This is a genomic window from Methanosarcina soligelidi (genome assembly GCF_000744315.1).
In the GTDB taxonomy this organism is placed as follows: domain Archaea; phylum Halobacteriota; class Methanosarcinia; order Methanosarcinales; family Methanosarcinaceae; genus Methanosarcina; species Methanosarcina mazei.
In genome coordinates this window covers 2683673-2696543 of sequence record NZ_JQLR01000001.1, presented here as the reverse complement: position 1 = coordinate 2696543, position 12871 = coordinate 2683673, and the positions used below count along the sequence as shown (strand labels likewise).

The 12871-nt window shown below is 40.8% G+C and carries 10 protein-coding genes and 1 pseudogene; 4 read left to right on the top strand and 7 right to left on the bottom strand.

Annotated features, from left to right (window positions below; genetic code table 11):
• Nucleotides 1-93 precede the first annotated feature (93 nt).
• A complete protein-coding gene (locus tag M886_RS11720; RefSeq protein ID WP_152558029.1) occupies nucleotides 94-1782 on the top strand; it encodes a PKD domain-containing protein in 1689 nt (562 codons plus the stop codon).
• Nucleotides 1783-1988: 206 nt separating this feature from the next.
• Here M886_RS11720 and M886_RS11715 read toward each other — a convergent pair whose 3' ends face one another.
• From M886_RS11715 to M886_RS11690, 6 genes and pseudogenes are all read right to left on the bottom strand, one after another.
• Nucleotides 1989-2846: a nicotianamine synthase family protein gene (locus M886_RS11715; RefSeq protein ID WP_048051218.1), complete on the bottom strand. Its 858-nt coding sequence runs from the start codon at nucleotides 2844-2846 to the stop codon at nucleotides 1989-1991.
• Nucleotides 2847-3088: 242 nt separating this feature from the next.
• A complete protein-coding gene (locus tag M886_RS11710) occupies nucleotides 3089-3391 on the bottom strand; it encodes an ArsR/SmtB family transcription factor (RefSeq protein WP_011035068.1) in 303 nt (100 codons plus the stop codon).
• A 90-nt stretch (nucleotides 3392-3481) separates the two neighbouring features.
• Nucleotides 3482-3697 carry a hypothetical protein gene (locus M886_RS11705; RefSeq protein ID WP_011035069.1) on the bottom strand — a complete coding sequence of 72 codons (216 nt, stop codon included), beginning with the start codon at nucleotides 3695-3697 and terminating at the stop codon, nucleotides 3482-3484.
• 232 nt (nucleotides 3698-3929) lie between these two features.
• Nucleotides 3930-4412, bottom strand: coding sequence for a PepSY domain-containing protein (locus tag M886_RS11700; protein WP_015413109.1), 483 nt, complete (start codon nucleotides 4410-4412; stop codon nucleotides 3930-3932).
• Between the two features lie 144 nt (nucleotides 4413-4556).
• The gene (locus M886_RS11695) at nucleotides 4557-5231 is read right to left on the bottom strand and encodes a hypothetical protein (RefSeq protein ID WP_048051217.1); all 675 of its coding nucleotides are present in this window, start codon (nucleotides 5229-5231) and stop codon (nucleotides 4557-4559) included.
• Nucleotides 5232-5354: 123 nt separating this feature from the next.
• A pseudogene (locus M886_RS11690) lies at nucleotides 5355-6788 on the bottom strand (IS66-like element ISMma14 family transposase).
• 170 nt (nucleotides 6789-6958) lie between these two features.
• Between M886_RS11690 and M886_RS11680 the strand changes: the two are divergent.
• The gene (locus M886_RS11680) at nucleotides 6959-7774 is read left to right on the top strand and encodes an alkaline phosphatase family protein (protein WP_015413111.1); all 816 of its coding nucleotides are present in this window, start codon (nucleotides 6959-6961) and stop codon (nucleotides 7772-7774) included.
• A gap of 116 nt (nucleotides 7775-7890) precedes the next feature.
• Here the strand turns inward: M886_RS11680 and M886_RS11675 are convergent, their stop codons facing one another.
• A complete protein-coding gene (locus tag M886_RS11675; protein WP_048051216.1) occupies nucleotides 7891-9609 on the bottom strand; it encodes a PKD domain-containing protein in 1719 nt (572 codons plus the stop codon).
• Nucleotides 9610-10211: 602 nt separating this feature from the next.
• Between M886_RS11675 and M886_RS11670 the strand changes: the two genes are divergently transcribed.
• Both M886_RS11670 and M886_RS11665 read left to right on the top strand, forming a co-directional pair.
• The gene (locus M886_RS11670; protein ID WP_015413113.1) at nucleotides 10212-10766 is read left to right on the top strand and encodes a helix-turn-helix domain-containing protein; all 555 of its coding nucleotides are present in this window, start codon (nucleotides 10212-10214) and stop codon (nucleotides 10764-10766) included.
• Nucleotides 10767-10927: 161 nt separating this feature from the next.
• Entirely contained in the window at nucleotides 10928-12601 is a 1674-nt protein-coding gene (locus M886_RS11665; RefSeq protein WP_015413114.1) for an AMP-binding protein, read from the top strand.
• The last annotated feature ends 270 nt before the right edge of the window (nucleotides 12602-12871 follow it).

Here is a 12871-nt window from a genome sequence, read left to right as displayed (position 1 = left end):
GGTAATATAACTCAATCAGCATATATGCTAAAAGTGAATCAAAGAACCAGGTCAAATTGTATCAAATTTAGCAAAATCTGGAGTGTATAACTAATGGGGAAACAAAAGTCTGACAGTATGCACAAGATATTAAGCATTTTCATGATGTCTATCTTTTTAATATCAATAACTGTTGCATCAGTTAGCGCACAGAACGGGGAAACGTTATTACCGACAGAACCAGACGCTAACGTTACAGAAGAAGTGACACCTCCCGAAGAAGTGACGCCTCCTGAAGAAGTAACACCAACAGAAGAAGCGACACCTCCTGAAGAAGTGACACCAACAGAAGAAGTGACACCAACAGAAGAAGTAACACCTCCTGAAGAAGCGACACCTCCTGAAGAAGTGACACCAACAGAAGAAGTGACACCAACAGAAGAAGTGACACCAACAGAAGAAGTAACACCAACAGAAGAAGTGACACCAACAGAAGAAGTGACACCAACAGAAGAAGTGACGCCCACTGGAGAAATAATAGTACCTGTTGAAACAATACCACAGGAGGATGTAGTAGTATCAGAAGATAGTGTAACAGTACCGGAGGAGGCTATAACAGTACCTGAGGAGGATTTTACAGCACCGGAAATCGTATCACCATTAATCGAAACTAACGGTACTGTCGCTATAATTGACGAAGAAACAAATACTACATCTACACTGGATGTAGGCCCTGATACCGGAGGAATTGCGGTCGGTCCAGATGGGACACGTGCATATGTAACTAACATTAACAACAATACGGTCTCAGTAATCAATACAATAAACAACAGTGTTGAAGCAACAATCAATGTTGGAAATTATCCTTCTGGAATTGCATTTGCAGGAGAAAATGCATATGTGACCAATGTAAATAGTAATACGGTCACTGTAATTAACACAATAAACAACAATGTTATAGGTACAATTAACGTTGGAGAAAAACCTGGTGCTATTGCAGTTGCAGGAGAAAAGGCGCTTGTGACCAATATTAACAACAATACTGTTACTGTAATTAACACAATAAATAACAACGTAACAGCTACAATTAATGTTGGCGAGCGTCCTGCTGGAATTGCAGTCGCAGGAGATAAAGCATTTGTAACTAATGCTAACAGCAATACTGTTACCGTGATTAACACGATAAATAACAACATTATAGGCACAATTAACGTTGGAAGCTATCCTACCGGAATTGCAGTCACGGGAGATAAGGCATTTGTTTGTAACGCTAACAGCAATACTGTTACTGTGATTAACACGATAAACAACAACATTATAGGCACAATTAATGTTGGAGAATATCCTGCTGCAATTTCAATAATAGGCAATGAGGCACACGTGACTAACTTTAACAGTAACACGGTCACTATAATTAATACGATAAATAACAATGTTATATCAACGGCGCCTGCACGCAATATTCCGGTTTCTACCACTGGACATTGTGTATGTGTTGTCCCGGTACCAAAACCGCCATGTCCCACATGCCCATGTCCTACATGTCCTACAGTACCAAAATGCCCTGCTGCAAACTTCACCAGCAATCTCATTCTTGTAGTGAAGTTTACGGACCTGTCAAAAGATGCAACCAGATGGTACTGGACCTTTGGAGACGGGACAAATTCAACTGAGCAGAACCCTATACATGTATATAGTAAACCGGGCAGTTACAGGGTCAACCTGACAGTAAGCAACAGCAACTGTACAATTACGAAAAGTAATGTAGTCAACGTGTGTAACAACACCAGCAGCATAAGATAAGAAAAATACCAGATTAATGTAAAAGCACCAAACATTACAAACGGACAGCATCAATCACCGGTTCCGTAAGAAGGATTCGAAATCGGAATCCAGATCCGGTAAAAAAGAGTAAAGCTCAGAAAGCTGGATGGGGGAACTTCCTATCCGGCATTATTTACTATCGCTGCAAGAAACACAATTTGGCAGCAAAAAATGGATGCTAAGTCTTACCTCTTTTTCTCAAAGAATATGACTGTGTTATAGACCGGGGGCTGGGGTTGTACCCTTTCCTGCTCCACGAAACTTTCAGGCAAGTCAAACAGGCTGTTTCCACTCAATAATTTACGGAACCCTTTTTCATAAATCCTGCACGAAATTCTACCTCCTATCGGCATGACTTCCAGAAGGTGCTCGAAGATCTCTTTCTTCGGTTCAGCCTGGGCAGCTATCATCAGGGCTTTTATCCCTGTATCCGGACTTAAGCTTAAGTCTTTCCCGCTTAGGGAAAAGTGGTTTCCGTGTACTATTTTAATTACACTGGAAAGCCCAAGTTTTTCAAGTACTCTTTTTGAGAGATTTGCCCGGAAGGAGTCTTTTTCGATTCCGGTACTTTTTACTCCGTACAACCTGAAAAAAACAATCAGAGTTAAGGGAAGCGGACCGCTTCCAAGAAAAAAAACCATGTCCCCGGAGGAAAGCCTGAGACCCTCATACTCCGTGCGTACGAGGTTAAGATAATTTCCGTAAAATGAGAACTTTTCCAGGGAAGCCCAGGGAAAATCGCTGGACAGGATTTCTTTTGCATGCTCGGTTTCAAGTCTTACGGTATAAAGGTTCCTGAATCTTTTAATTTCAGTAAATGCTGGCTCCAGCTCTTTTTTTTGTAGTATATCCTGCACCACACTATCTTCAACTTCCAGGCTAACCAGGTACTCAAGCTCCTGAAAAAGCTCCCTGTTCCGGTCCGATAAACCATAAACGATTTCTTCATTGGACAGAACCACTATGTTTTGATATAAACCGAGAATCTCTTCAATAATATACGATGGCGAAAGCTCCGCGCCCCTAATAACTCCAGTAGCCATGATAACCCCAATAATGATTGGTTATCCTGTGATATATGCCTGTTTAAACAGTATTAAATATGGAGATATCAGTTTATCCGGAGTTCTGATTCTGGATACAAAAGATTTGGGACGAAGAAAGACACTTTATAGACAGTTTTTCCTGCTGTATCCGAGCATAAATGGTGAATGAGAAATCTGGAAATATACTTTTACGGGTATCTAAATGACTCAAAAATAAGATTGAAGTTATGGGCTATTTTTCAGGAATGTTTTTCAAAAATCTTTTCGAGATCTTCCATACTCAGAGAAACCTCAAACTCTTTTAGCCGATAAAATTTCTTTGCCCTCATATCATCATCTTCAAGCCTTAGGTCGCTCTCAACAAATCCTGCTTTTTCCAGGCGTTTCAAATGAAGGTTAACGACCTGTCTTGAAAGGTCCAGGTCCTTGGCGAGTTCATACACATACCGCTCTCTTTCAGCCAGAAGATAAAGAAGTTTTAACCTTACAGGATGAGAGAGGGCTTCGCCAATTTCAACTATTTGCTGAAGTGATTTTTCCACCTGGTGCACCCTCATAAATCAATATGGTTTTCTGATCCTAAAGTATTCCTGGAAGTTATTTTAAGTGTGACAAATTTGAGCATATTAACTTTAGATTTCTTCCAGTTTGGATTTTATATCCTCAACTGTTTTTTTAATATCTTCAATATCTTTTTCGATCTTAACAAGCCTTTCATTATCCCTGGAAGCCATATAACCGGACCTATTAAGCATTAACACAGCTACGCCTGCAATGAGCAGGATAATGAGAAGATTCAGGAAGAAACCCCAGAAAGAGCCATACATTCCGTACCCCATACCGTTCAAACATTTCACCTCGAAAAAACTGGATTTTTTTATTTTATTTGTTTTCACTTAATTTTTTATTTTTTCTTATTCACTGCTTATTATTGAATTTATTTTTCCTTTAAATACTCATTCCAACCTTAAATATAAAAAATACCCGGTAAAAAAAGCCTGATATAAAAACTAAATCTGAAAAATTAGCTGATTGAAGCAAATAAAAAGAGGGGGAATTATATACGGTTTAAAACCAACTTTAATTTCCATATCCCATACAATTTCCAGAACCTCTGCCATGCCCGGAACCGCGTCCGTGCCTGCCGCCCATTTGAGCCCCTGAAGGGGTGCTGTATCCGGTAAATACTTCACCTGTCACTGCATCAATCCTTGCCTGAGTGCGGATTCCATCTTCATCTTCATAATAGACAATCCACCAGCGGCCCTTCTGATATATATCATCTCTGGAAATGCTGTCATCGATTTCCGATTTTGCTATTTCATAAGCCTCGTCTGCAGTTTTGACCTCAAGCTCTGTGGTTTCACCTGTCCTGTAACAAGGACAGTAAGAGCGGTCCCCTGCACCATCTCCTGAATCCGCATATCTGGCAGCCCACCTGTTCATGGGCCCAGAAACGTATCCTTTTCCGGCATCTTCCGAAGCAACTGCACTGACAGCAACCGCTCCGAAAGTGCCTATCAGCAGTATGCCCATAAGAATTACTGTTATTGTTTTCCTCATTTTTTACACCCTCATCAAGTTATTTTGTTTTTTTCGATATACCTTGCTGGACACTACTTTTGTCATATGTAGTGTTTACACTACATATGTAGTCATTGAGATGATATATAACTTTTGATCGCTACTGCTGTTTTTTCTTTAAATTCAGCGGTACTTCTCATTTAGCCACCCAACAAGCGGCGGGACCCAGCAGAGATTTGCAGCAATGGTCTCGAGGGCTGTAAATGTCTGAGTTGTAGGGCTGAAACCCAGAATTCTTGCACCAAGCAGTCCGAGAGGGACAAGTATGATTACAAAAAGGCTAGCAAGCATTACCGGATGACGGACATACCTGGAAAAACCGGCTTTCCATGATCCTTCAGTACGTTTGAGGAAGAGCATACCTGAAATATTGGCTCCTATCTGGTCACTGAGCGCATAAAAATACGGGATGTAAAAACCCTCAACCCCGTAAACATCTACCCCAGCTAGCCGGCTCCCAAGGTCAATTATCCAGGGAAAAGCAATCCCGAAGAATTTTCCCCAGCCATAAGCTTCTGCCATACTTCCTTCAGCCTTCCGGATGCGCTGGCGGATGGAAAAAATTCCCTCAAAAATGCTCTCCCCTTCTCCGGCGAGAGTCCTGACAAGCCACTGCCCTACAGGGCTCCGCTGATATCCCTGGAAATCCAGAAAAACCCCTGCAAGAAGCCCTAAAATGTATCCAGGGATCGTATATTTTATAAGTTCTGAGAACTCTTCACTTTCTTCAAGGAATTCATTTTCAGAAAATCCGTCCTCAGGGAATTCTTCAGAAAGTTCCTCATATTTTATACTCATTTCTCGACCCTCAAACTCATTTTCTCCAGTTCAGAATATTTCTGGACTGCTTTATTAATGAGTATATTTATTCCGGGTATCCAAAAATAATGCTAATAACTTTTCATTAATCCGGGTAACTGCTCAGAGTATAGTTAACGGCGCTCCTATGAGCGCCGCACGAATACCCTCTAAAACAGGTAAACCGTTCTTTTTTCCTGTAGAAATGTACGCCCTAATTCTGCAGAAAGCTTGCGCTCCCATTGCTTTTCTGAAAGTTCCCGATATTTTCTGCTGTAGTTTCATCATCCTGATATCTCTTTCTGCCTGATTATTATCAAATGGAACTTTCAAATCTGTCAGGAATCTCAGAATCTTTTCTTTGTGTTCTATAAACCTATCCAGCAGATTCCTTGATTTTGTTTTTGGATTTTTACCGCGTTTTCCCTGTTTTTCAGGATTTAGAGAATGCGGATTTTCTTCAAGCGCTCTAATGATAATTGCATCAAACCTTTCTTCCAATGCTTTAATTTGCTCAAAATCAGGTTCTCTTAATTGCTCTTTACACTCATCAGTGTATTTCTTCATCTCAGTGAGCAGTTCATTCATCTCTTTAGCCCATGTCTGTTTATAGTTCTCTTCAATTCCTGTAAGTTCTCTCTGTAAATGAGCGTTACACAGAGCATGATCACAATCATAAACGTTGTAAGGTTTCCATCCATCATGAACTGCTACTCCCTTAAACTTCGGAAGAATTCCCATAGCATCTATTGCTTCTGCTCCTCTTTTTGTATGAGCAAAATAACATGTGTATTTTTCATTAGAAGCTACATGAAGCCAGTGTCTTTTTCCTTCAATCTTCATACCAGTTTCATCAAAATTGATTACAGGCGAGGCTAATAACTTCTCTCTAATAACGTTTTCAAATTCCTCTAAATTCTGGAAACATTCTCTTTCTGCTCTAATTATCGTAGCAGGACAGATTTTTATTCCCATAATGTCTTCAAATAACTCAGAAATTCTATCATAAGGAACAAACTGGTAATTTTTACAGTAAATAGCTGAAGCTAAAATATTAGGGCCATACTGAACCGGATATTTCACTGATTCGGGAAAAACGGCTTTATTCAACTTTCCACAACAAGGACAGGTTTTAATCTGACTTTTATGTTCTGTAACAATTAGATTTACGGGAGGAATGTCAAAGACCTGTCTTCTCTCATAAGCTTCAACTTCAACATTCTCAAGGGTAGATCCGCATTCTTTGCAGCAGGTCAAAGAATGTTCTATTACCTACTCAGGATGATCAACCATATCAAGAGTCGTGCCTGGATGACCTTCCTGACCTCCAGGTTTCTTCCCGCTTGGTTTACGCAGACTCTTGGGATTAGGTTTCTCTTTGACAAAATAATCAGTAGAAGGAGGTCGACTGCTGTTACGACTGTTTTGATTTAAACGAGATTCTAAGGCTACAAGTCTTTCAGTGAGTTCTTTAACTTGAGATTCTAAACTCTCAATGTAAGCTACAATAATTTCAGGATTTGAAGCACAGTAAGAAAGAATCTCATCACGTTTCATAAAGCTAAAAAGGAATCATTTTATATCCAATTTTTCCTCGGAACGAGGAAAAATGTGTAGCCTCGTTAAGGCTACCTGAATAGTTACTAATCCGGAACAGATAAAACCAGAGCAGCTCTGGAAACACATATAAACAGTTGTGCCAGATAATATAAGTATAAGGGAGACCCATGAAAGCTTTAGAATGCAGTACCATTGACATTGCGCCCACGATTTCCAGGTTGTTAAAAATACCCATGGTTCCCCCTTCGGGGAGGCCTATTCCTGAGGTAGAAAACTATGCAAAAGAAAGAGGCTGTAAAAGGGCAGTAATTATAGTGGTTGACAGCCTTGGATATTCCCTTTACCGGCACCTCTCACCGGTGATGAAAAACCTGCATGAAATTACGGAAAGTGGACTGCTTTTCAAATGCAGGTCTCCGGCAACTATTACATCTCCTGCAATTGCTTCAATCTTTACTGGCTATCTTCCGGAAGAACATAATATTTACTCGACTGCTGACATTTATAGTGAAAGAGCAAAAAACTCTGAAAATCCAAGGCTAAGAAGTATTATGGAATGGGCTTGCAGGGCAGGCATGAAATCCGCCGCTGTAATAGAAACGGAAGGAGCGGAGAGTTTCAGAGGAAGGATAAAAGACTTTTACGGGGTCCCGAATTCCGAAGACATACTGGATTATGACTGCAGGATAACAGAATACGCCCTTCAGGCTATGAAAGAAAAGCCCGATGTCCTGTCTGTGCACCTGAGAGCCCTTGACCGCTATTCCCACAGGGCAGAGACCTGGAAAGAAATGAAAAAAGCTGCAAAAGCTATTGACAAAAATTTAGAAATGATTTTCCAGAGTGCAGAAAAAGGCACTATGTTCTTTATATGCGGAGACCATGCGGTCCATGGTGGGAAAAAATGGTTGGAAAACGCTACACAGGAAGAAATCATGAACCATGAGAAGAATTATGTAGCCCTTATTGTGAGCTGCTCTTGATAATATTTATGTAGTCCCTCTTGTGAGCTGCTCTCGATAATATTTATGTAGTCCTTCTTGTGAGCAGCTCTCGACAATATTATTCCTTTTCTGATGTGGGCAGGTTTACTTTTTTGTTACTTTCGTGACCTTCTGCCTCTTTTCAGCATGGAAACCATGAAAGCTACCCCGGCAAGCCCCAGAAATGAAGGGACCCAGGGGGCGATTCTTTTCTTCATTTCAGGCAGGGAGTTCTTTGAAGATTCTGGTGCGTGATTATCAATGAAGCCTTCAATGCTCTTTTGAACCCTTAAGGTTCCGTTTTCCAGAGAAATCCCGGTTTCCGTATGAACCTTTGAGCTGGCAGCAGAGACAACTGAATCTTTGGTGGAGACAACTGAGCTTTTTATAGATTCAAGTTCTCCTTTGTGAATTATTCCTTGAATTATTCTCTTACTTTCATCTACAGGCTCTGAGTTTCCGGTTGCTTCAGCATCAGTATTCTCATCCTGTACTTCATTATCGTCCTGGACTTCATCAGAAGTGCCGCCGATGTATCTTGTAATACAGCCTATCAGACCCTTGTTTTCTGTGCCGGAAGCTCCCTCACCCTCGAGATTTTCTTTTGTGTTCATATCGGTTTCATTTTTCAGGACGGATATGGCTATACATGTGGTGGAAGTCCCGTTTTCATTTCCAGCGACAAGAGAAACTGTATAATTCCCTGGGCAGCAGAAGGTGTGTTCGGGTTCAGGGCAACAGGATTTTTTTCCGTCCCCAAAAGACCATGTAATGCAATCTGCATTCCTGGAAAGGTCTACAAATTTTATAACAAGAGGGACACGACCTCCTGTTGCATTTGAAATAAGTTTGGCTTCTGGAAGTACGGGGTCGGATTGTCTGGAAGCATTCAGGGCTCTTATAGTTACAGATGCTGAATCGCTGTCATTTTCGTTGCTTACGATAAGCGAAACAACATATTCTCCTTCATTAAAAAAAGTGTGCAAAGGACTGGGGTTATCTGAAGTATTCCCGTCTCCAAACATCCACAGCCTGGAAGTTGCATTTTCGGAGAAATCTTTAAACCTGACAGATAGGGGAGCAAATCCTTCTGTTATATCTGAGGTAAAACGTGCTGTCGGCAGCACCGGAGAAGAATGCAGATATTCCATTAAAGGCATGTAATCCATGCTGCCGGCTTCAGGGTTGACAGCATATGCGGAATCCCCAATACCGTCTCCGTTTTCGTCCGACCCTTCATAATCACTCCAGTAGTTACCTCTGCTGTCGTTCCAGGTGTTAAACTTATTATCCCTGGCATTATTTGTATTATTGAAATAATTTCTGTATATTACGTTATCAGGAGAACTTAAGAGTTTGATGCCGCAGTCCAGGTTCGAATATACCATATTATTGCTCAACAGATTATTGCTGGATTCAAAAAGATATATTCCTGCTTCCAGGTTTGAGATTTTGTTATCATTTACTGTACAGTTGTCAACCCTGTTTAGGAAGACTCCACATCTCCCTTCAGTGATAGAAAAACCGCTAATATTTACGCCAATGGCAGTTATCTCAAAAACGTAACTTTCTGCATTTATTCCCTTGATAATTGTATTATCAGGATTTCCTGAAGACGACTTTATTGTTAAATTTTCCTTGTTAATTAGGATACTTTCATTAAATTCTCCAGGTTCTATGAAAATAGTATCCCCGGGAAGTGCTTTATCTACCACCCCCTGGATGGATTCTCCTGCCTTAACATGCAATTCTGACGCCATTCCGACATCCGGGACTAAAATGAGAATTAAAATCGCCAGTAAAAAACAGGTTCGTTCTATAGTTTTTGCGTTCATTGTTTCAGCCCCGGGAAAGGTCCAGAATTTTACTTACAAGTTTTTATAAGTAAAGCATATAAAATTGTTGGTTTAAAGAAATATTAGAAAAAAGAAATTAAAATTAAAATCAATAAAAAATAAGAGTGAATAAAAAATAAAACCAGATAAAAATAAAGATAAATAACAGGTAAAATAAAACCTGTTATTTACACTTATCAAGTTAGATTTGCATCAATGTTAAATTTGCAGCAGATGTTAAGTTTGCATAATGTAAGTTTGAAGCAATGTTGATTTTGTAGCAATGTTGATTTTGTAGCAATGTTAATTTTGTAGCAATGTTAAGTTTGTAGCAATGTTAATTTTGTAGCAATGTTAAGTTTGCAGTAATATTAAGTTTGCAGCAGGTATTAAAATCGTATTACATACTAAAATTATATTCCCGGATTGAAAATTTTATTAAGGCACCTGAATGGTAATGTATATTTATGATAATTTGCATTGGTTCTGGAAAAAACTTTGTTATTTAACAGGTTCAGGCAGTCCCGGGTTGAGTACAAAGGTTTTTAAGTAAATATTCGAGTTAGGTTTCTTAAAAAAATACCTCTGGAGAAGGTTTGATTATGCAGGAAAAAATAAAGGAAATAGCATCTCGCGTCCGCGAACTGCGGGAACTGTCAGAGATTTCTGTTGAAAAAATGGCAGAATACCTCCAGGTTTCAAAGGAAATTTATGAGAAATATGAAAACGGGACAGAGGATATTCCGGCAAGCATTCTTTTTGAAATTGCACACAGGTTGCAGGTGGACATGGCTACTCTCCTGACAGGGGAAGAACCCCGCATGAACGTTTTCACAGTCACAAGGAGTGGAAAAGGAGTAAGTGTTGAAAGGAGAGAGCAGTATAGGTACCAGAACCTTGCTGAAAAATTCATTCATAAAAAAGCTGAGTTTTTCATTGTTACAGTCGACCCCAAGCCTCAGGGAACAAAACCCGATACCAACTCCCATCCAGGGCAGGAATTCAATTACGTGCTCGAGGGAAGCCTGAAGGTTTACATCCATCACAACGAAATTATCCTCAATGAGGGAGATTCCATTTATTTTGATTCCAACTATCAGCATGCCATGGAAGCCATGAACGGAAAAACCGCCAAGTTCCTGGCAGTAATTATGTAACCCGGATTGAATGTGACAGATTAACCCAGCCGGAATAACTGAAAAATGCGCATAAAACTCGGAATCAGAAAAAGCTCTGAAAGCTTTTTCAAATAATAAAGCTTCCTGAAGTTTTAAAAGATATAAAACATTCAAAAATTAGAATAAAACGGGTGTCCAGAATGACTTCCTTGCTAAGCCAATTTGTTTCCAGAACCGATTTCGAATCCTATGAGGATTTCCAGGAAAACTTCAAAATCCTGGTTCCTGAAAATTTCAATTTCGCCTATGACGTTGTTGATGCCTACGCAAGAGACTCTCCTGAGAAAATTGCCATGGTATGGTGTGATGACTATGGAGAGGAGAGGGTCTTTACTTTCAAAGACATGAAATATTATAGTGACAGGGCTGCAAACTTCTTTGTAAAACACGGCATCGGAAAAGGCGACTATGTAATGCTGACCTTGAAGAGCCGTTACGAGTTCTGGTTCTGTATCCTCGGTCTCCACAAGCTAGGGGCTATTGCCGTTCCTGCGACTCATATGCTGAAAACCCGGGACATAGTATACAGAATAGAAAAAGCCGGGCTAAAGATGATTGTCTGCATATCGGAGGACGATGTCCCTGAGCAGGTCGACGAAGCCCATATGGAATGCGGGGACGTCCCGCTCAAAAAAGCCATGGTGGGAGGTAAAGCCCGGGAAGGCTGGATCGATTTCAGAAAAGAGCTTGAGGAAGCTTCCCCGGAATTTGAACGCCCTACTGGTGAGGCTGCAACAAAGAATGAAGATATTTGCCTTGTTTATTTCTCCTCAGGGACAGCAGGTTTCCCTAAAATGGTCGAACACGACAATACCTACCCTCTCGGGCACATCCTGACCGCAAAATACTGGCAAAATGTTGAGGATAACGGCCTGCACTATACTGTTGCTGACAGCGGCTGGGGAAAATGTGTGTGGGGCAAACTGTACGGGCAGTGGATAGCCGGATGTGCGGTTTTTGTCTATGATTATGACAGGTTTGAAGCAAAACACATGCTTGAAAAAGCCTCAAAGTATGGGGTTACGACCTTCTGCGCCCCTCCGACAATCTATCGTTTCCTGATAAAAGAAGACCTTTCCCACTATAATTTCAGTACCCTGAAATATGCGGTAGTTGCAGGCGAACCCCTTAACCCCGAGGTCTTCAACCGTTTCCTTGAGTTTACAGGAATAAAGCTTATGGAAGGGTTCGGACAGACCGAAACAGTTGTTACGATTGCTACCTTCCCGTGGATGGAGCCAAAACCGGGATCTATCGGAAAGCCGGTTCCCGGATATAAGATCGAACTTATGGACAGGGACGGAAGGCTCTGTGAAGTTGGAGAGGAAGGGGAAATCGTAATCAATACAATGGCAGGAAAGCCTGTGGGGCTTTTTGCTCACTATGGAAAAGACCCTAAAAAGACTGAGGAAACCTGGCATGATGGATATTACCATACAGGAGATATGGCCTGGATGGATGAGGACGGGTATTTCTGGTTTGTGGGAAGGGCTGATGATATAATCAAGACCTCAGGATATAAAGTTGGGCCCTTTGAAGTGGAAAGTGCCCTTATCCAGCACCCTGCTGTTCTCGAATGTGCAATCACGGGAGTCCCGGACCCTGTAAGAGGGCAGGTCATTAAGGCGACAATAGTGCTCACCAGAGATTATACTCCAGGTGATGCCCTTAAAAAAGAGCTGCAGAACCATGTCAAAAACGTTACAGCTCCGTATAAGTATCCCAGGATAGTGGAATTTGTTCCAGAGCTTCCGAAGACCATCAGCGGAAAAATCCGCAGGGTTGAAATCAGGGACAAAGACCAGACTCAGTAAGAGATTTTTCTGAGCAGTGAATCCGATTGAATTAGCAAAAGGAAAAAGAAAGGAAAGAGATAAGTACCTTAAACTTTTTCTCAAAATTCGCTTAAAGAAGGATTCGGATTTACTCTCAATTTACTGTAATCAAAATCGCTGTTATTAATATGTAAAATTCAAGAAAAAAATTCAAGAGCATATAAGAATTCAGAAAGCCCCTTAAAAATGATAGGCTCTCCTGTCTGCCATATAAACCGGCCGGAGAAAAACAGGGACTGGAAGAATAGC

Excerpts from the sequence above, each read along its gene's own strand:
- M886_RS11700 (WP_015413109.1), bottom strand. The coding sequence starts at position 4,412 with ATGAGGAAAACAATAACAGTAATTCTTATGGGCATACTGCTGATAGGC.
- M886_RS11715 (WP_048051218.1), bottom strand. The coding sequence starts at position 2,846 with ATGGCTACTGGAGTTATTAGGGGCGCGGAGCTTTCGCCATCGTATATT.
- M886_RS11720 (WP_152558029.1), top strand. The coding sequence starts at position 94 with ATGGGGAAACAAAAGTCTGACAGTATGCACAAGATATTAAGCATTTTC.
- M886_RS11695 (WP_048051217.1), bottom strand. The coding sequence starts at position 5,231 with ATGAGTATAAAATATGAGGAACTTTCTGAAGAATTCCCTGAGGACGGA.
- M886_RS11680 (WP_015413111.1), top strand. The coding sequence starts at position 6,959 with ATGAAAGCTTTAGAATGCAGTACCATTGACATTGCGCCCACGATTTCC.
- M886_RS11665 (WP_015413114.1), top strand. The coding sequence starts at position 10,928 with ATGACTTCCTTGCTAAGCCAATTTGTTTCCAGAACCGATTTCGAATCC.
- M886_RS11675 (WP_048051216.1), bottom strand. The coding sequence starts at position 9,609 with ATGAACGCAAAAACTATAGAACGAACCTGTTTTTTACTGGCGATTTTA.
- M886_RS11670 (WP_015413113.1), top strand. The coding sequence starts at position 10,212 with ATGCAGGAAAAAATAAAGGAAATAGCATCTCGCGTCCGCGAACTGCGG.